Origin of the sequence: Pseudomonas sp. YNh (assembly GCF_037993085.1) — a bacterium.
In the GTDB taxonomy this organism is placed as follows: Bacteria; Pseudomonadota; Gammaproteobacteria; order Pseudomonadales; family Pseudomonadaceae; genus Aquipseudomonas; species Aquipseudomonas putida.
Genome location: NZ_JBBMRJ010000021.1, coordinates 81,677 through 104,879, shown reverse-complemented (window position 1 = coordinate 104,879; position 23,203 = coordinate 81,677). Strand labels below are relative to the sequence as shown.

Below are 23,203 nucleotides of genomic sequence, written 5' to 3'. Positions count from 1 at the left end.
TGTGAACAGTCAGAATCGGGCATTTAGTCCCACCACCCCTTCAAGTCTAACCATACAAGCGGGCAAGCCCGCGAAGAGGCCGGCACAGGCAACAATAATTCCGGCTAGTTCACGAATTCAGGGAATGACCGCAATCGAATAATTCGTTTGCGGAATAACCCCTCAGCACGCTTCGATAATAAGAAACTTGAACAAAGGTCCCGCGTGCCCATGAACCAGGAAAGTATCAGCCAATCCATCGCCATCGTTCACCCGATCACACTTTCCCATGGCCGCAATGCCGAAGTCTGGGACACCGACGGCAAACGTTACATCGACTTTGTCGGCGGTATCGGCGTGCTCAACCTGGGCCACTGCAACCCCGCCGTGGTGGAAGCGATCCAGGCCCAGGCCACCCGCCTGACCCACTATGCCTTCAACGCCGCGCCCCATGGCCCGTACCTGGCGCTGACGGAACAGCTGAGCCAGTTCGTACCGGTCAGCTACCCGTTGGCCGGCATGCTCACCAACAGCGGTGCGGAAGCGGCAGAAAACGCCCTGAAGGTTGCCCGCGGTGCTACAGGCAAGCGCGCCATCATTGCCTTCGACGGCGGTTTCCATGGCCGCACCCTGGCCACCCTGAACCTCAACGGCAAGGTGGCACCGTACAAGCAACGGGTCGGCGAGCTGCCCGGGCCGGTGTACCACCTGCCCTACCCTGGCGTGGATACCGGGGTTACCTGCGAGCAGGCACTCAAGGCCATGGAACGCCTGTTCAGCGTCGAGCTGGCCGTGGAAGACGTGGCAGCGTTCATCCTCGAACCGGTGCAGGGCGAAGGCGGTTTCCTCGCCCTCGACCCGGCCTTCGCCCAAGCCTTGCGCCGCTTCTGCGACCAACACGGCATCCTGATCATCATCGACGAGATCCAGTCCGGCTTCGGCCGCACCGGCCAGCGCTTCGCCTTCCCGCGCTTAGGGCTCGAGCCCGACCTGCTGCTGCTGGCCAAGAGCATTGCCGGCGGCATGCCGCTGGGTGCGGTGGTCGGGCGCAAGGAATTGATGGCAGCACTGCCCAAGGGCGGCCTCGGTGGCACCTATTCGGGCAACCCGATTGCCTGTGCGGCGGCGTTGGCCAGCCTGGCGCAGATGACCGACGAGAACATCGCCACCTGGGGTGAGCGCCAGGAGCAGGCCATCGTCAGCCGCCACCAGCGCTGGAAGGCGTCGGGCCTGAGCCCATACATCGGCCGCCTGACGGGTGTGGGCGCCATGCGCGGCATCGAATTCGTCAATGCCGACGGCAGCCCGGCGCCGGCGCAACTGGCCAAGGTAATGGAGTCGGCGCGGGCCAAGGGCTTGCTGCTGATGCCCAGCGGCAAGGCGCGACACATCATCCGCCTGCTGGCACCGTTGACCATCGAGGCCGAGGTGCTCGAGGAAGGGCTGGATATCCTCGAGCAGTGCCTGGTGGAGCTGAACTGAGGCTTACAGGCCCAGTTCTTCGGGGGTCAGCATGTCGGATTCGAAGGCGATCCAGCCGCCTTCGAGTTCGGCGTGGCCGTTGACGATCGGGCCGTAGTAGGTCAGGCCGTTCTCCAGGGTCACGCAGATGTGCGTGGCCTGTTTTTCAGGTGCCGCGAGCGTACCGACGAAATGCACCTTCTTCAGGGTTTCGGTCACCGCTTCCAGGCCCACGCGCATGCTGGGGTTTTCCGAAGCTTCGGTATCTCCGCCACGGTCTTCGGCGCTGATGGTCACGGTGGCGGTGTACGGGTACTTGGTGCTCAAGCGGGGTTACCTCAGTGGGTGTGTAGGCGTAAGGGCGCGTAGAGTACGGCAGGCGGTCTCTGTTGTCTCTACAGGTGATCTGAATGCCTCGATCTGTTAGGGTGCCCGCCGATGCACGCCCCACCACACGAGGATCCCGAGTGAGCGCCGAAGAACCCCTGATCGCCGACCTGTTCGATGTCGACAAACGCCTGTCCCTCAAGCCCGTCGTGGACTTCAACAGCTACCTGCGCAACGCCTTCGGCGAAGGCCCGTGCCGCTGCCACCGCTGCACTGAAGGTGGCGACGAAAGCACCTACAGCCACGCCCACACCTTCACCTTCGAAAGCCGCCAGTGCCACCGCCGCTTCGCCAGCACCTCGGGCAGCGATGTCGCCCAGGTACTGAAAAAGGCCTGGCTGTCGTACACCAAGGCCGACCTCAACCTGGTCGGCACACTGGACCTGACCACCCTCAAGACCTTCACCGAAGCCGCCCTGCACTCGCGTCTGCTGGCGCTGCTGACGGCCAGCGGCCTGGCCCGTGAAGTGGATGGCCAGTGGATGCTGCAAGCCCAGGCCGACTGACGGCCCGGCGGCAGGGCAGGATTCCACCGGTCTGCTAACGTGGTGGAATCCGCCCATTCGCAGGTAGTCCGCCATGGCCCGCACAACGCCCATCGAGCTGTACCGCAATATTGGCATCGTCGCCCACGTGGACGCCGGCAAGACCACCACTACCGAGCGGATCCTGTTCTACACCGGGGTCAACCACAAGATGGGCGAGGTGCACGATGGCGCCGCGACCATGGACTGGATGGCCCAGGAGCAGGAACGCGGCATCACCATCACCTCGGCGGCGACCACCGCGTTCTGGCAAGGCTCGACCAAGCAGTTCCCCGACAAATACCGCTTCAACATCATCGACACCCCCGGCCACGTAGACTTCACCATCGAGGTGGAACGCTCGTTGCGCGTGCTCGATGGCGCGGTGGTGGTGTTCAGCGGTGCTGACGGGGTAGAGCCACAGTCCGAGACGGTCTGGCGCCAGGCCAACAAATACCATGTGCCACGCCTGGCCTACATCAACAAGATGGACCGCCAGGGTGCCGACTTCCTGCGTGTGGTCAAGCAGATCGACCAACGCCTGGGGCACCACCCGGTACCGATCCAGCTGGCCATCGGCAGCGAAGAGAACTTCATCGGCCAGATCGACCTGGTGAAGATGAAAGCCATCTACTGGAACGACGCTGACCACGGCACCAGCTACCGTGAAGAAGACATACCCGCCGAACTGCAGACGCTTGCCGACGAATGGCGCGCGCACATGATAGAAGCAGCCGCCGAGGCCAATGACGAACTGCTCAACAAGTTCCTCGAAGGCGAAGAGCTGAGCATCGACGAGATCAAGGCCGGTTTGCGCAAACGCACCATCGCCAACGAAATCGTTCCGACCATCCTCGGCTCCTCTTTCAAGAACAAGGGCGTACCGCTGATGCTCGATGCGGTAATCGACTACCTGCCCGCCCCGTCGGAAATCCCCGCCATTCGCGGCACCGACCCGGACGATGAAAACAAGCACCTGGAACGGCACGCCGACGACAAAGAGCCGTTCTCGGCCCTGGCTTTCAAGATTGCCACCGACCCATTTGTCGGCACCCTCACCTTCGCCCGCGTTTATTCCGGCGTGCTCAGCTCAGGCAACGCGGTACTCAACTCGGTCAAAGGCAAGAAGGAACGCATCGGCCGCATGGTGCAGATGCATGCCAACCAGCGTGCCGAAATCAAGGACGTGTGCGCCGGCGACATTGCCGCGCTGATCGGCATGAAAGACGTGACCACCGGCGACACACTGTGCGACATGGACAAACCAATCATCCTCGAACGCATGGACTTCCCTGACCCGGTGATTTCCGTGGCCGTGGAGCCCAAGACCAAGGCCGACCAGGAAAAAATGGGCATCGCCCTGGGCAAGCTGGCCCAGGAAGACCCGTCATTCCGCGTGCGTACCGACGAAGAAACCGGCCAGACCATCATCTCGGGCATGGGCGAGTTGCATCTGGACATCATCGTCGACCGCATGCGCCGCGAGTTCAACGTCGAAGCCAACATCGGCAAGCCGCAGGTGGCCTACCGGGAAAAAATCCGCAATACCTGCGAGATCGAGGGGCGCTTCGTGCGCCAGTCCGGCGGCCGTGGCCAATACGGCCATTGCTGGATCCGTTTCGCCCCCGGCGACGAAGGCAAGGAAGGCCTGGAGTTCATCAACGAGATCGTTGGCGGCGTGGTACCCCGCGAGTACATCCCGGCGATCCAGAAGGGTATCGAAGAGCAGATGAAGAACGGCGTGCTTGCCGGCTACCCGCTGATCAACCTCAAGGCCGCCGTGTTCGACGGTTCGTACCACGATGTCGACTCCAACGAAATGGCCTACAAGATCGCGGCTTCAATGGCCACCAAGCAGCTGTCGCAGAAAGGCGGTGCAGTGTTGCTGGAACCGGTGATGAAGGTAGAGGTGGTGACGCCGGAGGAATATCAGGGTGACATTCTGGGCGACCTCAGCCGGCGCCGCGGGATGATCCAGGACGGTGACGAAACACCCGCCGGCAAGGTAATCCGTGCCGAAGTGCCGTTGGGCGAGATGTTCGGCTACGCCACCTCGATGCGTTCGATGACCCAGGGCCGGGCCAGCTTCTCGATGGAGTTCACCCGCTATGCCGAAGCCCCGGCGAGCATCGCCGATGGCATCGTCAAGAAGAACCGCGGGGAGTAAGCGGCTCCCCTGTACCGGCCCCTTCGCGGCTAAAGCCGCTCCCACAAGGGATCGCATACCCCTGTGGGAGCGGCTTTAGCCGCGAAGAGGCCGGTACAGGCCACAATCAGGCTCAGTGCTGCTCACCTGCCCGCTTCAACAGTTTCTTGCACCGCTCTGACAAATGCACCACGCGCAAATGCTTGCCCGCCTTCGCATACCGCTCACGCAGGGTCTTGAGCGCCGCAACCGCCGAATAGTCGACAAAGCTCAAATGTTGGCAATCCAGCGTGACCTGGTCCGGGTCCTGGGCCGGGTCAAACTGGTTGAGGAACGAGGCGGTCGAGGCAAAGAACAGCGTGCCATGTACCTGATAACGCTTGCCGCCTTCCGCATCCTCATGGCTGTCCGCATAGAGTTCCCGCGCATGCTGCCAGGCAAAGTTCAGCGCCGCGATGATGATGCCGAACAGCACCGCCATGGCCAGGTCGGTAAACACGGTGACCACGGTCACTGCAATGATCGCCAGCACATCGTTCACCGGCACCTTGTGCAGCACCCGCAGCGACGCCCAGGCGAAGGTCTGCTGAGCCACCACGAACATCACCCCGACCAGCGCCGCCAGCGGAATACGCTCGATCAGCGGCGACAGGAACAATACGAACAGCAAGATCATCACCCCGGCCACTACCCCGGACAGCCGGCCGCGGCCATTGGAACTGAGGTTGATCACCGTCTGGCCGATCATTGCGCAACCGCCCATCCCACCGCACAGGCCCGAAACCATGTTCGCCGCGCCCAGTGCCACGCATTCGCGGTCCGGGAAGCCACGGCTCTCGGTCACTTCATCGGTCAGGTTGAGGGTGAGCAAGGTTTCCAGCAGACCGACCATGGCCATCAGCACGGCGTAGGGGGCGATGATCTTCAGGGTTTCCAGGTTCCAGGGCACATCCGGCAGTGCCAGCCCCGGCAGGCCACCGGCGATATGCGCCATGTCGCCCAAAGTGCGGGTGGGCAGGTCGAGCAGGTACACCAGCAGGCCCACGCCAAGGATCGCCACCAACGCTGGCGGCACCGCACGGGTCAGTTTCGGCAGCACGTAGACCACCGCCATGGTGAGTGCCACAAGGCCGATCATCAGGTACAGCGGCGCGCCGCTGAGCCAGTGCTCACCCGCCTTGAAGTGCTCAAGCTGCGCCATGGCAATGACGATGGCCAGGCCGTTGACGAAGCCGAGCATGACCGGGTACGGCACCAGGCGTACCAGCTTGCCCAGCCGTAGCAAGCCGAACAGGATCATCACCACGCCACCCAGCAAAACCGTGGCCAGCAGGTATTGCGCGCCGTGCTGCACAACGAGTGCCACGATCACCACCGCCATCGAGCCGGCCGCGCCGGAAATCATCCCCGGTCGACCGCCAAACAGCGCCGTAAGGGTGCAGATGACGAACGCGCCATACAGGCCCATCAGCGGATTAAGGTGCGCCACCAGGGCAAAGGCGATGCACTCGGGCACCAAGGCAAACGAGGTGGTCAGGCCGGCGAGCAGGTCGGCGCGTAGTCGGGCGGGTTTCATGGGTTTCCTGTGGGGCAGTACGGGCGGACGTTACAAAAACGAGGGGCGCGATGTTACGGAATTTGTCTGACAGCGGCCACCGTTCAGCGCACCCGCTCCCGGCTCTGCACTGCCAGGTCCAGCGCGCGCTGCATGTCCAGGCGCGCCGAACGCCCCAGGTCGGGGTGGTTCAGGCGCCCACCACGCTCCGAAGGCAGGATCGGCGCCGTCAGGTCTTCGGCATCCATCGCCTCGAAATCCTGCTCGGTACCCAGGGTCAGGGCACTGCGCCGCAACAGCATGCGCACCTGTTCCGGGGTGAGGGCCGGGTTGATCGACAGCATCGCCGCCACGGTGGCAGTCACCAGGGGTGTTGCGTACGATGTGCCGCAATGCGCAGCCGCGGCAGCCGCCGGGCGTATGCAGGCAGCAGCACTGACATCCACGCGCATGTCGATGTTGGAACTGTGGCGCTTGCGCACATGGTCGGGGGCTTCGACCGCCGTCGCCTTGTCGCTGCGCTGGTGCCCGCCCACCACCAGCAGTTGTTCGGTGATGAACGACGACGGCAGGCGGTATTCATCGGTACCTGACCACGACGCACCGTTGCCCGCCGAGTTCACCACCACCACGTCCGGGTGCTCTTTGCGCAGCCAGAGGAAGAACTCCTCAAGCAACTCCTCGTAGCCACTCATCGCCAGGCCGGAACGCACCAGCGAATCGACCTCATCACCGTTGACGTCGCGTGCGCCGACCCGGTGGATGCCCCAGCTCCAGTTCAGCACCCGCACGCCATCCTCGACCAGGTTCACCGATGCAGCGATGTTGGCGGTGATACCTGCATCCGAGTTGCGCTCTACAATCACCTCGAAGCCAGGGCTGTGCTTGCCCAGCCCCGGCAAAAATCCCTCACCCTGCGCGGCGAGAATGCCTGCGACATGGCTGCCATGGCTTGTCGCGCGATCCCCGTCGCGAGCGTACAGGCATGTCTGGCCCTGCTCGCAGCCGCCTCGGTATTGGCTGAATCCAGGGGCATCAAAGTCCACCTCACGCTCGATTACCCCAACCCGCACGGGCTGCACCGGCAAGCGCGAAGCGCCAATCCGTCGCTGGTAGAAATACAGCGCGTCCATGAAGCGGTTGGCGGCCCATTCGTCTGCCTGGTCGATGGCGCGAGTGTCACGCCCACTTCCCTCTTCCTCACGCTCCGGGGCGGACTCCTCGACAATTACGGCATCCACGCTGACCTCACTACCCATGCGCAGGATCATCGCGTCACGCTGCACCAGGTCGTCCACCGGCAAGCGCAGCTGGTAGACATTGAGCGGCGGTATGGCACCGACAACCTGGGCGCCGTATTTACCGGCAATGCGCCGGGCCTCGCCAAGGCCGTCGTGTTGTTCTTCGATCAACAGGCTGACCAGGTCGACATAGGTAGTCAGGCCATCCATGTTCTTCGCCACTTCATCAGGCCCTGCGGCGACAACATGACTGCGCTGGCGGGTCAGCCATATCGGGTTGCTGGTGCGGCCATCAAATTCCAGCCAAAGAGGCGCGCTGCGCTGGGCTTTTTTCGCCAGGTTCAGGGTAAGCCGGTCACCTTTGCGCTCGATATCGGCTGCTGGCAGTCGCACACCGCCAAGCCATACCTTTGGCACATCTGCACCGAGCCCCTCGGCACGCAGGCACCATTGCTGCCCGCCTTCGCCGGGCAGGTCGCCGCAACGCTGCAGTTGCTTGATGCGCAGCGTATCCGGTGCAGCCTGTGCACCAAGGCTGCAAAGCCATAACAGCAGGATCAGACCACCCCTCATGCAATCACCCCACGCGCTCCCTGTGAGTGCGACTGGCGGGACAACTCAAAGGTTCATCTACGGCCAGCAACTGCCTTGTCGCGTGCAAGCCATTCAGCCATGGAAGCATCCTCCAGCGCGTACTCGCCACGATTGGCCTTCCACACCAGCTCCTTGTCGCGCAGAGCATCGAGGGCCTTCTGTACGTTAGGCGTATTAGCGTTGACTTCTGCTTGGGCCTGCTCCAGCTTGCGTCTGATGTCGATCAAGGTCTGCTCTGTGAACGGCGAAAATGAATGTCGGCTTAGCGTGCGTTCAGCCATTACCTCAAGCACCGCCTGCTGCAACGGCGAAAGCTCGTTCCAGGCACTTTCGTAGTCACTCCAGACACCAGCCTGATGGTTGAGTGCCCCAGTTCGCAGCAGATCGCCCAAGTTGCCCGCCTCACCCAGGCCGACGCTGACTTCGGCCAACAGCTTGTTGAGCATTTCCGGGCGGCGGCCGACCCGCTCGAAAGCGTACGCCAGGTCCTCTACCTTGAACTGATTGCTATCGGCAAGGCGCCGGTTCCACAAGCCCGTGATGAATTCGACATATTCACGCCCCAGTAACGGGAATGGCGTGATGCTGGCACCAAAGAACGGCTGCTTGCTCTTGAGTACCAAGTTGGCCAGCTTGTCGCGGCTGGAGCCTGTGAACACCAGGCGCAAGCCGTCCGGACGGTCGCCACGGTTGAGGTGGTCACGCGCGGCTTTCAGCGCGAACATGGCATTGACGCCATCTTCGCTGTTAAGGGCGTGCTGAGCCTCGTCGATGATCAGCACTACCATCTGCCCTGACACTTGATGCAGCACGGAAAGTGCCTGCGCCAAGGTAGTACCCGCAGGCAGTTGCGGGCGGGTGAAATCCCAGCTCAGGGTACGCAGCAGGTTTATTTTTTCGATACCGGCCTTTTTCGCAGTCCTGGCCAGCGCACCTTCGAAACTGGCCAGCGCAGTGCCGATGGCGCCACTGATGAGCTGCGCCGGGGCCGCGTCGCGGTCCGACCACAGGTCCACGTAAACCGGTCGCCATCCGCGCCGTACGCATTCCGGTATCAAGTCGTTGTTGAGGAAGGTGCTCTTGCCCGTGCGCCGGGGCGCGGCCAGGAACATGCCAGCGCTGTAATCGATCAGCGACTCGCCCGCCAGGTCTTGGGCCAGAGCGTTGGCGAGTTGATCACGGCGCAGGAGCGGACGAACAGGAGCCATGTCATTATCCTAAATTATCTTGCCTACTATAATTTATAGCCTACAAGATAAATAAGGATATTACGACCTTCTGAACAGCGCCGGCGTGATCCAGATCCGGCAGGAAGCCGGCAAATTTGCCATCATGTTGATTCCACCTGCGGAGATCATGGACATGCCGCTACGCCCCCTTTTCACTTCCCTGCTGCTGGTTGCTAGCCTCGCCGCCCAGGCCGCCACCGAGGTGTTGCCGCTGCAGCACCGCGCCAGCGCCGAACTGTTGCCTGCCGCGCAGGCATTCATCGGCAAGGACGGCACGGTGAACGCCTTCGAGAACAAGCTGATCGTCAACGCCAGCCCCGAGCGCATCGACGACCTGCGCGCCTTGCTGCAGCAACTGGACACCGCTCCCAAGCGGCTGCTGATCAGTGTCGACAACAACGACAGCAACTTCCAGGACAACCGCGGCAACGCACGCATCATCCACTACGGCACCAGCAACCGCGACGGCGGCATGCAGCAGGTGCAGGCCAGCGAAGGCCAGCCTGCGCTCATTCAGGTTGGCCAGAGTATCCCGATTACCAGCACCAGCACCGACGGCTATGGGCGCATACAGAGCAACACCGAATACCGCAATGTGACCCAGGGCTTCTACGTCACGCCGAGCTTGAGCGGTGACACGGTTCGTCTGCAAATAAGCACCAATAATGACCGCATCAGCCAGGAACGTGCAGATGTAGTGAACGTGCAAAGTACCGACACGACAATCACCGGCAAGCTCGGCGAATGGATCACCCTGGCCGGCTACAACCAGCGGAGCCAAGCCGACCGCAGCGCGTCAAGCCGCAGTTACAGCACCCAGCGCGGTGAAAACATGACTTTGCGTGTAAAAGTCGAACTTCTCGACTGAACCCAGGCAACTCAAGGGCTCGACCAAAGGCCTAGAAACTGACCGCCAAGTCGCATTAGACCAAAGATGTAGTAAGTTAAAAAATCCACTACAAAACATTTGACAGGGTCTTTTTCCCAAGGGCATGATGGCCTCGCTCCCGCTAATCAGGGGCCCTGGCAAGGGCCTTCGAGGCGTGCTCCTCCCACCCCTGGAGGCGCCTCGTGTCTATACGGCCCACAAGGCGGTTCGACGGGATTGCGACTGCAACGAAGAAGTTGTCCCGAGGGACGGAAGCGCATCACCGCAGTACTGGCAATCGCGTAGCACCGCAGCAAGGCAACCACGAGCCGACCTGCTGGAGCACACCTTCGCCTGGCCTGCCCACCCTTCCCCCTTCGAGCCTTCGCGTTCGCCGCCGCACTCCTTAGAACAGGACAGCCGCCAAGCGCCCTGATCTGCACCCGAGCATCAGCACAATTAACCCAAGATCGATGCGACGAGGTTTATTTCCATGGCACTGACACGCGAACAGCAAATTGCAGCCCTCGAGAAAGACTGGGCCGAGAACCCGCGCTGGAAAGGCGTGACCCGTACCTACACCGCCGCTGATGTCGTTCGCCTGCGTGGCTCCCTCCAGCCAGAGCACACCCTGGCACGCCAAGGTGCAGAAAAACTGTGGAAGCTGGTCACCCAAGGTGCCCACCCGTCCTTCCGCCCAGAAAAAGATTTCGTCAACTGCATGGGCGCCCTGACCGGCGGCCAGGCAGTACAGCAGGTAAAGGCTGGCATCCAGGCCATCTACCTGTCCGGCTGGCAGGTTGCCGCCGACAACAACTCGGCCGAGTCCATGTACCCTGACCAGTCGCTGTACCCGGTTGACTCGGTACCGACCGTGGTCAAGCGCATCAACAACTCGTTCCGCCGCGCCGACCAGATCCAGTGGAAAGCCGGCAAGAACCCGGGCGACGAAGGCTACATCGACTACTTCGCGCCGATCGTGGCAGACGCCGAAGCCGGTTTCGGTGGCGTACTGAACGCCTACGAGCTGATGAAGAACATGATCGAAGCAGGCGCCGCTGGCGTGCACTTCGAAGACCAGCTGGCCTCGGTTAAAAAATGCGGCCACATGGGCGGCAAGGTGCTGGTACCAACCCAGGAAGCCGTACAGAAGCTGGTGGCCGCGCGCCTGGCAGCTGACGTGTCGGGCGTACCGACCATCATCCTGGCCCGAACCGACGCCAACGCCGCCGACCTGCTGACCAGCGATTGCGACCCGTACGATCAGCCGTTCGTGATTGGCGAGCGCACCCGTGAAGGCTTCTACAAGGTCCGCGCCGGCCTCGACCAGGCCATCTCCCGCGGCCTGGCCTACGCGCCATATGCCGACCTGATCTGGTGCGAAACCGCCAAGCCGGACCTGGACGAAGCCCGTCGCTTCGCCGAAGCGATCAAGAAGGAGTACCCGGACCAGATCCTGTCGTACAACTGCTCGCCTTCGTTCAACTGGAAGAAGAACCTGGACGACGCCACCATCGCCAAGTTCCAGCGCGAGCTGTCGGCCATGGGCTACAAGCACCAGTTCATCACCCTGGCTGGCATCCACAACATGTGGCACGGCATGTTCAACCTGGCGCACGACTACGCCCGTAACGACATGACCGCCTACGTGAAGCTGCAGGAGCAGGAATTCGCTGACGCCAGCAAGGGCTACACCTTCGTGGCGCACCAGCAGGAAGTGGGTACTGGTTACTTCGATGACATGACCACCGTGATCCAGGGTGGCGCTTCGTCGGTAACTGCCCTGACCGGCTCGACCGAGGAAGAACAGTTCCACTGATAGCGGCTTGCCGCTGAAGAAAGGCCCAGGGCTGCGAACGCCCTGGGCCTTTCTTTTTGTCGATACCAGACCGACCAGAAATGCACGGAACCTGTAGGAGCGGCCTTGTGTCGCGAAAAGGCTGCGGTATGTCAGTGCTTCATTGTCATTGTTCAATCCCCTGAAAATTCTCTAATGCCTGGGCCGACCCTTTCGCGGGCACGCCCGCTCCCACAGGTACTGCGCAAGTCTTGGAGCCCGTGGTGATCCTGCGGGAGCGGGTTTACCCGCGAAGAGGCCCATCAGGCGATACATCGCTCAAGCCTTGGTGCAACTGGGTGCATGACTGGAGATTAATCAAGAGCAGTGATGCAACCTTCAATATCGAAGGAGACAGACAAGGCGGGCAGCGGCAGCCTCACAGGCGTGACTGGCCCGAAACAGATGTAGGAGCAGCCTTGGGCTGCGAAGCGCCGCGCGGGCGGCGCTCGATCTGATAGGCGCTGCATTCCTTTCGCCATACCCATGGCAGCCCTCACTCAAACCAATGGCGTCACCAGCAAACCCCACAATCACGTCTATGCTTGAGGCAGCACAGCAGCAAGGACCGCCCATGCCTCGTCCAAGCCACCTGATGATTCTGGCCCTGGCCGCCGCCACCCTCTATATATATGCACTGGCCAGCGACAATACCCTGGTCGCACTGCTGGCCAAACCCGTTCCCGTCCTGGCGCTTGTCGCTTGGCTGCGCGGCGCCCCGGCCACACCTTATCGGAAGTGGATCTCGATCGGCCTGGGCTTTTCGGTAATGGGTGACATACTGCTGGCCATCCCCGCCGACCTGTTCGTATTAGGCCTGGCCGCCTTCCTCTGTGCCCACCTGGCTTACCTGCGCGGCTATTGCGGCATTACCCTGCGCCCCGCCCTGCCCGCACTGATCTTCAGCGCCATCACCGGCATCGCGCTGCTCGGCGTACTGGCCAGCCACGGCCTCGGCCCGTTGCTGATCCCGGTCGCGCTGTACGCCCTGGCCATCAGCGCCATGCTCTGGCGCGCCCTGGCCTGTGGCGGGCTGGCCGCAATCGGCGCCGGCCTGTTTGTGCTCTCCGACAGCCTGATCGGCATTGACCGCTTCGTCAGCCCATTCGCCGCCGCGCCGTACCTGATCATCCTCACCTACTGGCTCGGACAGTGGGCGATTGCTTCATCAGCCAGTCACCGCTCAACCGATAAAGTATTGACCCAGAGCGGTGCGCGCAGTGTCGGAAGCTGCTAGAACAGGAGTCTTTCGCATTTGCAAGTAGAGGGAATCGCCGGATGAACTTTACAAGGCGCAGAACAGCCAAATTACATAGCATCAGGTCAAATGATATTAATTATCATTACGAAACTTGTAATTCGTTACCAGTCGCAAGAAACATAATTAACAAAACCGCACGCAATGCCCGAATTTCAAGGCTTTCAGCCATTTACGAGTGCCTTTTGTTCTTAATCCTACGAATAAATTTGCGACAGAAATTTTACTTGCACCGGGTTTACCCATAAAATCAGCGCGATTGATTCAGCTGCGACATTTGGTCACTGCACCTGCGACACCACGTCGCCGCTCTACTTATTTCAGACTGCAGAGCTGGGTCTCTGTATAAGGATCTCTAGCATGTCCGATTCGGCAGGACTCATCGCCCACAACTGGGGCTTTGCCATCTTCCTCCTGGGTGTCGTCGGCCTGTGCGCCTTCATGCTCGGCCTGTCCAGCCTGCTCGGTAGCAAGGCCTGGGGTCGCGCCAAGAACGAACCCTTCGAATCCGGCATGCTGCCCGTCGGCAGCGCCCGCCTGCGCCTGTCCGCCAAATTCTATCTGGTCGCGATGCTGTTCGTGATCTTCGATATCGAAGCCCTCTTTCTCTTTGCATGGTCTGTGTCCGTCCGCGAAAGCGGCTGGACCGGGTTCGTCGAAGCTCTCGTTTTCATAGCAATTCTGTTGGCAGGTCTTGTCTACCTATGGCGCGTCGGTGCTCTTGATTGGGCTCCCGAAGGTCGCCGCAAGCGGCAAGCGAAGCTGAAACAATGAGGCTTTGGCAATGCAATACAATCTCACCAGAATCGATCCGGATGCGCCTAACGAGCAGTACCCGGTAGGTGAACGGGAAACCGTCACCGATCAGCTGCTAGAGGACCAGGTCCACAAGAACATCTACATGGGGAAACTCGAAGATGTGCTGCGTGGCGCGGTCAACTGGGGTCGCAAGAACTCCCTCTGGCCGTACAACTTCGGCCTGTCCTGCTGCTACGTGGAAATGACCACGGCCTTCACGGCACCCCACGACATCGCCCGCTTCGGCGCCGAAGTCATCCGGGCCTCGCCGCGTCAGGCCGACTTCATGGTCATCGCCGGTACCTGCTTCATCAAGATGGCGCCGATCATCCAGCGCCTCTATGAGCAGATGCTCGAGCCGAAATGGGTCATCTCCATGGGTTCGTGCGCCAACTCCGGTGGCATGTACGACATCTACTCGGTCGTTCAGGGGGTCGACAAGTTCCTCCCCGTGGACGTCTATGTGCCTGGCTGCCCGCCACGCCCTGAGGCTTTCCTGCAAGGCTTGATGCTGCTGCAGGAGTCGATCGGCCAAGAACGACGCCCGCTTTCCTGGGTTGTTGGTGATCAAGGTATTTACCGTGCCGAGATGCCAGCCCAGAAAGACCTGCGTCGTGAGCAGCGCATTGCAGTAACCAACCTGCGCAGCCCCGACGAAGTCTGATCCAGCGACCTGCCGCCCGCTCCCCCTGGAGCCGGCGGCCTGGCTTCATTCTTAACGTTGACCCAAAGCGACCGAGACCATGACAGCGGACAACGCTATTTTTATTCCGCCCTACAAGGCTGACGACCAGGATGTGGTCGTCGAACTGAACAACCGTTTTGGCGCCGAAGCATTCGTCGCCCAGGAAACCCGCACCGGCATGCCCGTGCTGTGGGTCAAACGCGCCCAGCTCAAAGAGGTGCTCAGCTTCCTGCGCGGTGTCGCCAAGCCTTACAGCATGCTGTACGACCTGCACGGCGTCGACGAACGCCTGCGCACCCAGCGCCGTGGCCTGCCGGCCGCCGACTTCAGCGTGTTCTACCACCTGCTGTCGATCGAGCGTAACAGCGATGTGATGATCAAGGTGTCGCTGAGCGAAGGCGACCTGAACCTGCCGACCGTGACCGGTATCTGGCCAAACGCCAACTGGTACGAGCGCGAAGTGTGGGACATGTTCGGCATCGACTTTGCCGGGCACCCGCACCTCAGCCGCATCATGATGCCGCCCACCTGGGAAGGCCACCCGCTGCGCAAGGACTACCCGGCCCGTGCCACCGAGTTCGACCCCTACAGCCTGACCCTGGCCAAGCAACAGCTTGAAGAAGAGTCGGCGCGCTTCAACCCGGAAGCCTGGGGCATGAAGCGTCAGGGCGCCAACGAGGACTACATGTTCCTCAACCTTGGCCCCAACCACCCTTCGGCGCACGGTGCGTTCCGTATCGTCCTGCAGCTGGACGGTGAAGAGATCGTCGACTGCGTCCCGGACATCGGCTACCACCACCGTGGCGCCGAGAAAATGGCCGAGCGCCAGTCCTGGCACAGCTTCATCCCCTACACCGACCGTATCGACTACCTCGGCGGGGTGATGAACAACCTGCCGTACGTACTGGCGGTGGAAAAGCTGGCAGGCATCAAGGTGCCGCAGAAGGTCGACGTAATTCGAGTGATGCTGGCCGAGTTCTTCCGCATCACCAGCCACCTGCTGTTCCTGGGTACCTACATCCAGGACGTGGGCGCCATGACCCCGGTGTTCTTCACCTTCACCGACCGCCAGCGCGCCTACACCGTGATCGAAGCGATCACCGGTTTCCGCCTGCACCCGGCCTGGTACCGCATCGGTGGCGTCGCCCACGACCTGCCGCGCGGCTGGGAGAAACTGGTCAAGGACTTCGTCGACTGGCTGCCAAAGCGCCTGGACGAGTACACCAAGGCTGCCCTGCAGAACAGCATCCTCAAGGGCCGTACCATTGGCGTTGCCGCGTACAACACCAAAGAAGCCCTGGAATGGGGCACCACCGGTGCCGGCCTGCGCTCCACCGGTTGCGATTTCGACCTGCGCAAGGCCCGCCCCTACTCCGGCTACGAGAACTTCGAATTCGAAGTACCGCTGGCCCACAACGGCGATGCCTATGATCGCTGCATGGTCCGTGTCGAGGAGATGCGCCAGAGTATCCGCATCATCGACCAGTGCCTGCGCAACATGCCGGAAGGCCCGTACAAGGCGGATCACCCGCTGACCACGCCGCCACCGAAAGAGCGCACCCTGCAGCACATCGAGACCCTCATCACGCACTTCCTGCAAGTCTCGTGGGGCCCGGTCATGCCGGCCAACGAGTCGTTCCAGATGATCGAGGCGACCAAGGGCATCAACAGTTACTACCTGACGAGCGATGGCGGCACCATGAGCTACCGCACCCGGATCCGTACTCCGAGCTACCCGCACCTGCAGCAGATCCCTTCGGTGATCAAAGGCAGCATGGTTGCCGACCTCATTGCGTACCTGGGCAGTATCGACTTCGTTATGGCTGACGTGGACCGCTAAGCATGAACAGCACGCTTATCCAGACAGACCGTTTCGCCCTGAGCGAAACAGAGCGCTCGGCCATCGAGCACGAGATGCATCACTACGAGGACCCGCGCGCGGCGTCCATCGAAGCCTTGAAGATCGTCCAGAAGGAACGTGGCTGGGTGCCGGACGGCGCCATTCACGCGATCGGCGAAGTGCTGGGCATCCCTGCCAGCGACGTCGAAGGTGTAGCCACCTTCTACAGCCAGATCTTCCGCCAGCCGGTCGGCCGCCACATCATCCGCGTGTGCGACAGCATGGTCTGCTACATCGGCGGCCATGAATCGGTCGTCAGCCAGATCCAGAGCGAGCTGGGTATCGGCCTCGGCCAGACCACCGCCGACGGCCGCTTCACCCTGCTGCCGGTGTGCTGCCTGGGCAACTGCGACAAGGCCCCCGCGCTGATGATCGACGACGACACCTTTGGCGACGTGCAGCCTGCTGGCGTCACCAAACTGCTGGAGGGTTACGTATGACCATTACTTCCTTCGGCCCGGCCAACCGCATTGCGCGCACCGCCGAAACCCACCCGCTGACCTGGCGCCTGCGTGACGACGGCGAGCCAGTGTGGCTTGCCGAGTACCAGGCCAAGAACGGCTACGCCGCTGCCCGCAAGGCACTGGGCGAGATGTCGCAGGACGACATCGTGCAGACAGTGAAGGACTCCGGCCTGAAGGGCCGCGGTGGCGCAGGCTTCCCCACTGGCGTGAAGTGGGGCCTGATGCCCAAAGACGAATCCATGAACATCCGCTACCTGCTGTGCAACGCGGACGAAATGGAGCCGAACACCTGGAAGGACCGCATGCTGATGGAGCAACAGCCCCATCTGCTGGTCGAGGGCATGCTGATCAGCGCCCGCGCGCTGAAGGCCTACCGTGGCTACATCTTCCTGCGTGGCGAATACACCACCGCAGCGAAAAACCTCAACCGCGCCATCGATGAAGCCAAGGCCGCCGGGCTGCTGGGCAAGAACATCCTGGGCTCCGGTTTCGATTTCGAGCTGTTCGTGCACACCGGTGCCGGCCGCTACATCTGCGGTGAAGAAACCGCACTGATCAACTCGCTGGAAGGCCGTCGCGCCAACCCGCGCTCCAAGCCGCCCTTCCCTGCAGCCGTCGGCGTGTGGGGCAAGCCGACTTGCGTGAACAACGTCGAAACCCTGTGCAACGTGCCGGCCATCGTCGCCAACGGCAACGACTGGTACAAGTCGCTGGCCCGCGAAGGCAGCGAAGACCACGGCACCAAGCTGATGGGCTTCTCTGGCAAGGTGAAGAACCCGGGCCTGTGGGAGCTGCCGTTCGGCGTCACCGCCCGCGAGCTGTTCGAAGACTACGCCGGTGGCATGCGCGACGGCTTCAAGCTCAAGTGCTGGCAGCCAGGCGGCGCCGGTACCGGCTTCCTGCTGCCCGAGCACCTCGACGCGCAGATGTACGCCGGTGGTATCGCCAAGGTCGGCACCCGTATGGGCACAGGCCTGGCCATGGCGGTGGACGACAGCGTCAACATGGTCTCGCTGCTGCGCAACATGGAAGAGTTCTTCGCCCGCGAGTCGTGCGGCTGGTGCACGCCATGCCGTGACGGCCTGCCGTGGAGCGTGAAGATGCTGCGTGCACTGGAAAATGGGCAAGGCCGTGCCGAAGACATCGAGACGCTGCTGGGCCTGGTCAACTTCCTCGGCCCAGGCCGTACCTTCTGTGCTCACGCACCGGGTGCCGTCGAGCCACTGGGCAGTGCCATCAAATACTTCCGGTCCGAGTTCGAGGCCGGTGTCGCTCCAGCATCCGCGGGTGACACCCTGCGCCCAGACCTGGCCAAGCCAATCCAGGCCGGGCCGATCGTGGTCGGCGCATAACAAGATGATTAGGCGGGTGGTCCGTGCCACTCGCCAGCTTGCCGGCAGGCCCGATTCATTCGCGGCGTGTCGCAAGCTCACCGATTTCCATTAGCCACGCCCGCTCACGCGGGCCAACGAAGAACTTTGAACAATGGCCACTATCCACGTAGACGGCAAAGCGCTCGAAGTCAACGGTGCAGACAACCTGTTACAGGCGTGTCTGTCGCTAGGCCTCGACATCCCTTATTTCTGCTGGCACCCGGCGCTTGGTAGCGTTGGCGCCTGCCGGCAGTGCGCGGTCAAGCAGTACACCGACGAGAACGACACCCGTGGTCGTATCGTCATGTCCTGCATGACCCCTGCCTCCGACGGCACCTGGATTTCCATCGAAGATGACGAGTCCAAGGCGTTTCGCGCCAGCGTCGTCGAATGGCTGATGACCAACCACCCGCACGACTGCCCGGTGTGCGAGGAAGGCGGTCACTGCCACCTGCAAGACATGACGGTAATGACCGGCCACAACGAGCGCCGCTACCGTTTCACCAAGCGTACCCACCAGAACCAGGACCTCGGCCCGTTCATCGCCCATGAGATGAACCGCTGCATTGCCTGCTACCGCTGCGTGCGCTACTACAAGGATTACGCCGGTGGTACCGACCTGGGCGTCTACGGCGCCCACGACAACGTGTACTTTGGCCGCGTCGAAGACGGCGTGCTGGAGAGCGAGTTCTCCGGCAACCTGACCGAGGTCTGCCCGACCGGTGTTTTCACCGACAAGACCCACTCCGAGCGTTACAACCGCAAGTGGGACATGCAGTTCGCCCCTAGCATCTGCCACGGCTGCTCCAGCGGTTGCAACATCAGCCCCGGCGAGCGCTACGGCGAACTGCGTCGTATCGAAAACCGCTTCAACGGCTCGGTCAACCAGTACTTCCTGTGCGACCGCGGCCGCTTCGGCTACGGCTACGTCAACCGCAAGGACCGCCCACGCCAGCCACACCTGGCCGACGGCACCAAGCTGGGCCTGGACGCCGCCCTGGACAAGGCCGCCGACCTGCTGCGCGGCCGTACCATCGTCGGTATCGGCTCGCCACGCGCCAGCCTCGAAAGCAACTACGGCCTGCGTGAGCTGGTCGGTGCCGAGTACTTCTACTCCGGCATGGAAGCTGGCGAACTGGCCCGCGTGCGCCTGGCCCTGAACGTGCTGAACAACAGCCCGCTGCCGGTGCCTACCCTGCGCGACATCGAAGACCACGACGCCGTGTTCGTGCTCGGTGAAGACCTGACCCAGACCGCTGCCCGCGTCGCCCTGGCTGTACGCCAGGCCACCAAAGGCAAGGCCGAGGCCATGGCCGAAGCGATGAAAGTGCAGCCGTGGCTCGACGCCGCGGTGAAGAACATCGGCCAGCACGCGCTGTACCCGCTGTTCATCGCCTCCCTGGCTGAAACCAAGCTGGACGACGTCGCCGAAGAATGCGTGCACGCCGCCCCGGCCGACCTGGCCCGCATCGGTTTCGCCGTGGCCCACGCCATCGACCCGAGCGCACCGGCAGTCGCCGGCCTGGACGACGAAGCCAAGGCCCTGGCCCAACGCATCGCCGATGCCCTGGTCGCCGCCAAGCGCCCACTGGTTGTAGCCGGCACCTCGCTGGCCGACCCGGCGCTGATCGAAGCCGCCGCCAACATCGCCAAAGCCCTGAAGCTGCGCGAGAAAAACGGCTCGCTGAGCCTGGTGGTGCCTGAGGCCAACAGCATCGGCCTGGCCATGCTCGGTGGCGAGTCCATCGATGCCGCGCTGGACGCGGTCATCAGCGGCAAAGCCGACGCCATCGTCGTACTGGAAAACGACCTGTACGCCCGCGTACCGGCCGCCAAGGTCGACGCTGCCCTGGCTGCAGCCAAGGTGGTGATCGTTGCCGACCACTCCAAGACCGCCACTGTCGACCGTGCCCACCTGGTACTGCCAGCGGCCTCGTTCGCCGAGGGCGACGGTACCCTGGTCAGCCAGGAAGGCCGTGCCCAGCGCTTCTTCCAGGTGTTCGACCCGCAATACCTGGACAGCAGCATCCAGATTCACGAAGGCTGGCGCTGGATGCACGCCCTGCGTGCCACCCTGCTGAACAAGCCGGTCGACTGGACCCAGCTGGACCACGTTACCAGCGCCTGTGCCGAAGCCGCCCCGCAACTGGCCGGCATCGTCAACGCCGCGCCAAGCGCCGCGTTCCGCATCAAGGGCATGAAGCTGGCCCGTGAACCGCTGCGTTACTCCGGCCGTACTGCCATGCGCGCCAACATCAGCGTGCACGAGCCGCGCACCCCGCAAGACAAGGACACCGCGTTCGCCTTCTCCATGGAAGGTTACTCGGGCTCCGCCGAACCGCGCCAGCAGGTGCCGTTCGCCTGGTCGCCGGGCTGGAACTCGCCGCAAGCCTGGAACAAGTTCCAGGACGAGGTCGGTGGCCACCTGCGTGCCGGTGACCCTGGCGTACGCCTGATCGAGCCGCAAGGCGACCGCCTGAGCTGGTTCAGCGTCATTCCGGGTGCCTTCAACCCGGCCCGTGGCACCTGGACTGCCGTGCCGTTCTTCCACCTGTTCGGCAGCGAGGAAAGCTCGTCGCGCGCCGCCCCGGTGCAACAGCGCATCCCGGCTGCCTACGTGGCCCTGGCCAAGTCCGAAGCCGACCGTCTGGGTGTCAACGACGGTGCTCTGCTGAGCCTGAACGTTGCCGGTGTGGCCCTGCGCCTGCCGCTGCGCATCAATGAAGAACTGGGCGCTGGCCTGGTCGCGTTGCCGAAAGGCCTGGCCGGCATCCCGTCTGCCATCTTCGGTGCATCCGTCGAAGGTCTGCAGGAGGCAGCACAATGAGCTGGTTCACCCCCGAAGTGATCGACGTGATCATCCAGGTCGTCAAGGCTATCGTGGTGCTGCTGGCCGTGGTGGTCTGCGGCGCCCTGCTCAGCTTCGTCGAGCGCCGCTTGCTGGGCTGGTGGCAGGACCGCTACGGCCCGAACCGCGTTGGCCCGTTCGGCATGTTCCAGATCGCTGCCGACATGCTGAAGATGTTCTTCAAGGAAGACTGGAACCCGCCCTTCGTCGACAAGATGATCTTCACCCTGGCGCCGGTCGTGGCCATGAGCGCCCTGCTGATCGGCTTCTCGATCATCCCGATCACACCGGGCTGGGGCGTTGCCGACCTGAACATCGGCCTGCTGTTCTTCTTCGCCATGGCCGGCCTGTCGGTCTACGCTGTGCTGTTCGCCGGCTGGTCGTCGAACAACAAGTACGCCCTGCTGGGCAGCTTGCGTGCTTCGGCACAGACCGTGTCGTACGAAGTGTTCCTGGGCCTGGCGCTGATGGGCGTGGTGGTGCAGGTAGGCTCGTTCAACATGCGCGACATCGTCGAGTACCAGGCGCAGAACCTGTGGTTCATCATTCCGCAGTTCTTCGGCTTCTGCACCTTCTTCATCGCTGGCGTCGCCGTGACTCACCGTCACCCGTTCGACCAGCCGGAAGCAGAACAGGAACTGGCCGACGGCTACCACATCGAGTATGCCGGCATGAAATGGGGCATGTTCTTCGTCGGTGAGTACATCGGCATCATCCTCATCTCGGCGCTGCTGGTAACCCTGTTCTTCGGTGGCTGGCACGGCCCGTTCGGCATCCTGCCGCAAGTGCCGTTCCTGTGGTTCGCCCTGAAGACCGCGTTCTTCATCATGCTGTTCATCCTGCTGCGCGCCTCGATCCCGCGCCCGCGCTATGACCAGGTGATGGACTTCAGCTGGAAGTTCTGCCTGCCGCTGACCCTGATCAATTTGCTGGTGACCGCTGCGATCGTGCTCTACAACACGCCAGCCGTCGCGGCCCAGTGAGGATTTGACCCATGTTCAAGTATATCGGCGACATCGTTAAGGGCACCGGCACTCAGCTGCGCAGCCTGGCAATGGTGTTCTCCCACGGGTTCCGCAAGCGCGACACCCTGCAGTACCCCGAAGAACCCGTGTACCTGCCGCCGCGCTACCGCGGCCGCATCGTCCTCACCCGCGACCCCGATGGAGAGGAGCGCTGCGTAGCGTGCAACCTCTGCGCGGTGGCCTGCCCGGTTGGCTGCATCTCGCTGCAGAAGGCCGAGACCGAGGATGGTCGCTGGTACCCGGAATTCTTCCGCATCAACTTCTCGCGTTGCATTTTCTGCGGCCTGTGTGAAGAAGCGTGCCCGACCACCGCGATCCAGCTGACTCCGGATTTCGAAATGGCCGAGTTCAAGCGTCAGGACCTGGTGTACGAGAAAGAAGATCTGCTGATCTCCGGCCCCGGCAAGAACCCTGACTACAACTTCTACCGTGTTGCGGGTATGGCAATCGCTGGCAAGCCGAAAGGCTCTGCGCAGAACGAAGCCGAACCGATCAACGTGAAGAGCTTGCTCCCATAAGGACAGAAAGATGGAATTCGCTTTCTACTTCGCATCCGGGATTGCCGTGGTCTCCACCCTTCGGGTGGTGACCGGCACAAACCCCGTGCACGCCTTGCTTTACCTGATCATTTCGCTGATTTCCGTGGCCATGATCTTCTTCTCCCTGGGTGCGCCGTTCGCCGGCGCCCTGGAAGTGATCGCCTACGCCGGCGCCATCATGGTGCTGTTCGTGTTCGTGGTGATGATGCTTAACCTGGGGCCGGCTTCGGTCGCCCAGGAGCGCGGTTGGCTCAAGCCCGGCATCTGGGCAGGGCCGGTGATCCTCGGCACCCTGTTGCTGCTGGAACTGCTGTACGTGCTGTTCGTCGCCCCGAGCGGCGCTGGCATCAGCGGCACTACCGTGGGCCCTAAAGAAGTGGGCATCAGCCTGTTCGGGCCGTACCTGCTGGTGGTCGAACTGGCCTCGATGCTGCTGCTGGCTGCAGCCGTCACCGCCTTCCACCTGGGCCGCAACGAGGCGAAGGAGTAAAT

19 protein-coding genes are annotated in these 23,203 nt (G+C 62.4%); 15 read left to right on the top strand and 4 right to left on the bottom strand.

Annotated features, from left to right (window positions below):
- Nucleotides 1-210 precede the first annotated feature (210 nt).
- Nucleotides 211-1,461: a 2-aminoadipate transaminase gene (locus tag WF331_RS20475; protein WP_340623245.1), complete on the top strand. Its 1,251-nt coding sequence runs from the start codon at nt 211-213 to the stop codon at nt 1,459-1,461.
- Between the two features lie 3 nt (nt 1,462-1,464).
- Here WF331_RS20475 and WF331_RS20470 read toward each other — a convergent pair whose 3' ends face one another.
- Nucleotides 1,465-1,767 (bottom strand): hypothetical protein, encoded by a 303-nt coding sequence (locus WF331_RS20470; RefSeq protein WP_016488209.1) that lies wholly within the window; start codon nt 1,765-1,767, stop codon nt 1,465-1,467.
- 140 nt (nt 1,768-1,907) lie between these two features.
- Here WF331_RS20470 and WF331_RS20465 point away from each other — a divergent pair, with 140 nt between their 5' ends.
- Nucleotides 1,908-2,333 (top strand): hypothetical protein, encoded by a 426-nt coding sequence (locus tag WF331_RS20465; protein ID WP_016498758.1) that lies wholly within the window; start codon nt 1,908-1,910, stop codon nt 2,331-2,333.
- A 73-nt stretch (nt 2,334-2,406) separates the two neighbouring features.
- Nucleotides 2,407-4,518 (top strand): elongation factor G, encoded by a 2,112-nt coding sequence (gene fusA, locus WF331_RS20460; protein ID WP_284365071.1) that lies wholly within the window; start codon nt 2,407-2,409, stop codon nt 4,516-4,518.
- A 112-nt stretch (nt 4,519-4,630) separates the two neighbouring features.
- On the opposite strand, the gene WF331_RS20455 is transcribed toward fusA, so the two are convergent.
- The 3 genes from WF331_RS20455 to WF331_RS20445 form a co-directional block, all read right to left on the bottom strand.
- The gene (locus tag WF331_RS20455; protein ID WP_059395968.1) at nt 4,631-6,073 is read right to left on the bottom strand and encodes a SulP family inorganic anion transporter; all 1,443 of its coding nucleotides are present in this window, start codon (nt 6,071-6,073) and stop codon (nt 4,631-4,633) included.
- Nucleotides 6,074-6,156: 83 nt separating this feature from the next.
- Nucleotides 6,157-7,866 (bottom strand): S8/S53 family peptidase, encoded by a 1,710-nt coding sequence (locus WF331_RS20450; RefSeq protein ID WP_274138020.1) that lies wholly within the window; start codon nt 7,864-7,866, stop codon nt 6,157-6,159.
- Between the two features lie 53 nt (nt 7,867-7,919).
- Entirely contained in the window at nt 7,920-9,095 is a 1,176-nt protein-coding gene (locus WF331_RS20445; RefSeq protein WP_049274039.1) for a hypothetical protein, read from the bottom strand.
- 124 nt (nt 9,096-9,219) lie between these two features.
- Here WF331_RS20445 and WF331_RS20440 point away from each other — a divergent pair, with 124 nt between their 5' ends.
- From WF331_RS20440 to nuoJ, 12 genes are all read left to right on the top strand, one after another.
- On the top strand, nt 9,220-9,984 hold the full coding sequence (locus tag WF331_RS20440) for a secretin N-terminal domain-containing protein (protein WP_284365082.1): 765 nt from the start codon (nt 9,220-9,222) through the stop codon (nt 9,982-9,984).
- Nucleotides 9,985-10,477: 493 nt separating this feature from the next.
- Nucleotides 10,478-11,803: an isocitrate lyase gene (gene aceA / locus WF331_RS20435; protein WP_012273289.1), complete on the top strand. Its 1,326-nt coding sequence runs from the start codon at nt 10,478-10,480 to the stop codon at nt 11,801-11,803.
- Nucleotides 11,804-12,395: 592 nt separating this feature from the next.
- The gene (locus tag WF331_RS20430; protein WP_284365087.1) at nt 12,396-13,058 is read left to right on the top strand and encodes a lysoplasmalogenase; all 663 of its coding nucleotides are present in this window, start codon (nt 12,396-12,398) and stop codon (nt 13,056-13,058) included.
- A gap of 381 nt (nt 13,059-13,439) precedes the next feature.
- Nucleotides 13,440-13,853: an NADH-quinone oxidoreductase subunit A gene (locus WF331_RS20425; protein WP_003251427.1), complete on the top strand. Its 414-nt coding sequence runs from the start codon at nt 13,440-13,442 to the stop codon at nt 13,851-13,853.
- 10 nt (nt 13,854-13,863) lie between these two features.
- Nucleotides 13,864-14,541 (top strand): NuoB/complex I 20 kDa subunit family protein, encoded by a 678-nt coding sequence (locus WF331_RS20420; RefSeq protein WP_012313769.1) that lies wholly within the window; start codon nt 13,864-13,866, stop codon nt 14,539-14,541.
- A gap of 79 nt (nt 14,542-14,620) precedes the next feature.
- Complete coding sequence (gene nuoC / locus WF331_RS20415; protein WP_016498752.1) at nt 14,621-16,402, top strand: NADH-quinone oxidoreductase subunit C/D; 1,782 nt, start codon at nt 14,621-14,623, stop codon at nt 16,400-16,402.
- A gap of 2 nt (nt 16,403-16,404) precedes the next feature.
- Nucleotides 16,405-16,902 carry an NADH-quinone oxidoreductase subunit NuoE gene (gene nuoE, locus WF331_RS20410; RefSeq protein WP_012273294.1) on the top strand — a complete coding sequence of 166 codons (498 nt, stop codon included), beginning with the start codon at nt 16,405-16,407 and terminating at the stop codon, nt 16,900-16,902.
- The gene (gene nuoF / locus WF331_RS20405) at nt 16,899-18,278 is read left to right on the top strand and encodes an NADH-quinone oxidoreductase subunit NuoF (RefSeq protein WP_016498751.1); all 1,380 of its coding nucleotides are present in this window, start codon (nt 16,899-16,901) and stop codon (nt 18,276-18,278) included. The genes nuoE and nuoF overlap by 4 nt, the downstream gene beginning before the upstream one ends.
- Nucleotides 18,279-18,411: 133 nt before the next feature.
- Nucleotides 18,412-21,126, top strand: coding sequence for an NADH-quinone oxidoreductase subunit NuoG (gene nuoG / locus WF331_RS20400; protein WP_340623244.1), 2,715 nt, complete (start codon nt 18,412-18,414; stop codon nt 21,124-21,126).
- Nucleotides 21,123-22,130 carry an NADH-quinone oxidoreductase subunit NuoH gene (gene nuoH / locus WF331_RS20395; RefSeq protein WP_012273297.1) on the top strand — a complete coding sequence of 336 codons (1,008 nt, stop codon included), beginning with the start codon at nt 21,123-21,125 and terminating at the stop codon, nt 22,128-22,130. Before nuoG ends, nuoH begins: the two co-directional genes overlap by 4 nt.
- Nucleotides 22,131-22,141: 11 nt before the next feature.
- Nucleotides 22,142-22,690: an NADH-quinone oxidoreductase subunit NuoI gene (gene nuoI, locus WF331_RS20390; RefSeq protein ID WP_003251442.1), complete on the top strand. Its 549-nt coding sequence runs from the start codon at nt 22,142-22,144 to the stop codon at nt 22,688-22,690.
- A gap of 10 nt (nt 22,691-22,700) precedes the next feature.
- Complete coding sequence (nuoJ, locus tag WF331_RS20385; protein ID WP_016488224.1) at nt 22,701-23,201, top strand: NADH-quinone oxidoreductase subunit J; 501 nt, start codon at nt 22,701-22,703, stop codon at nt 23,199-23,201.
- Nucleotides 23,202-23,203: the final 2 nt, after the last annotated feature.

Coding starts and splice junctions, on each gene's coding strand:
- WF331_RS20425 (WP_003251427.1), top strand. CDS start 13,440: ATGTCCGATTCGGCAGGACTCATCGCCCACAACTGGGGCTTTGCCATC.
- WF331_RS20450 (WP_274138020.1), bottom strand. CDS start 7,866: ATGAGGGGTGGTCTGATCCTGCTGTTATGGCTTTGCAGCCTTGGTGCA.
- nuoE (WP_012273294.1), top strand. CDS start 16,405: ATGAACAGCACGCTTATCCAGACAGACCGTTTCGCCCTGAGCGAAACA.
- aceA (WP_012273289.1), top strand. CDS start 10,478: ATGGCACTGACACGCGAACAGCAAATTGCAGCCCTCGAGAAAGACTGG.
- WF331_RS20475 (WP_340623245.1), top strand. CDS start 211: ATGAACCAGGAAAGTATCAGCCAATCCATCGCCATCGTTCACCCGATC.
- WF331_RS20430 (WP_284365087.1), top strand. CDS start 12,396: ATGCCTCGTCCAAGCCACCTGATGATTCTGGCCCTGGCCGCCGCCACC.
- nuoH (WP_012273297.1), top strand. CDS start 21,123: ATGAGCTGGTTCACCCCCGAAGTGATCGACGTGATCATCCAGGTCGTC.
- nuoG (WP_340623244.1), top strand. CDS start 18,412: ATGGCCACTATCCACGTAGACGGCAAAGCGCTCGAAGTCAACGGTGCA.
- fusA (WP_284365071.1), top strand. CDS start 2,407: ATGGCCCGCACAACGCCCATCGAGCTGTACCGCAATATTGGCATCGTC.
- WF331_RS20420 (WP_012313769.1), top strand. CDS start 13,864: ATGCAATACAATCTCACCAGAATCGATCCGGATGCGCCTAACGAGCAG.
- WF331_RS20445 (WP_049274039.1), bottom strand. CDS start 9,095: ATGGCTCCTGTTCGTCCGCTCCTGCGCCGTGATCAACTCGCCAACGCT.
- nuoI (WP_003251442.1), top strand. CDS start 22,142: ATGTTCAAGTATATCGGCGACATCGTTAAGGGCACCGGCACTCAGCTG.
- WF331_RS20455 (WP_059395968.1), bottom strand. CDS start 6,073: ATGAAACCCGCCCGACTACGCGCCGACCTGCTCGCCGGCCTGACCACC.
- nuoJ (WP_016488224.1), top strand. CDS start 22,701: ATGGAATTCGCTTTCTACTTCGCATCCGGGATTGCCGTGGTCTCCACC.
- nuoC (WP_016498752.1), top strand. CDS start 14,621: ATGACAGCGGACAACGCTATTTTTATTCCGCCCTACAAGGCTGACGAC.
- WF331_RS20440 (WP_284365082.1), top strand. CDS start 9,220: ATGTTGATTCCACCTGCGGAGATCATGGACATGCCGCTACGCCCCCTT.
- nuoF (WP_016498751.1), top strand. CDS start 16,899: ATGACCATTACTTCCTTCGGCCCGGCCAACCGCATTGCGCGCACCGCC.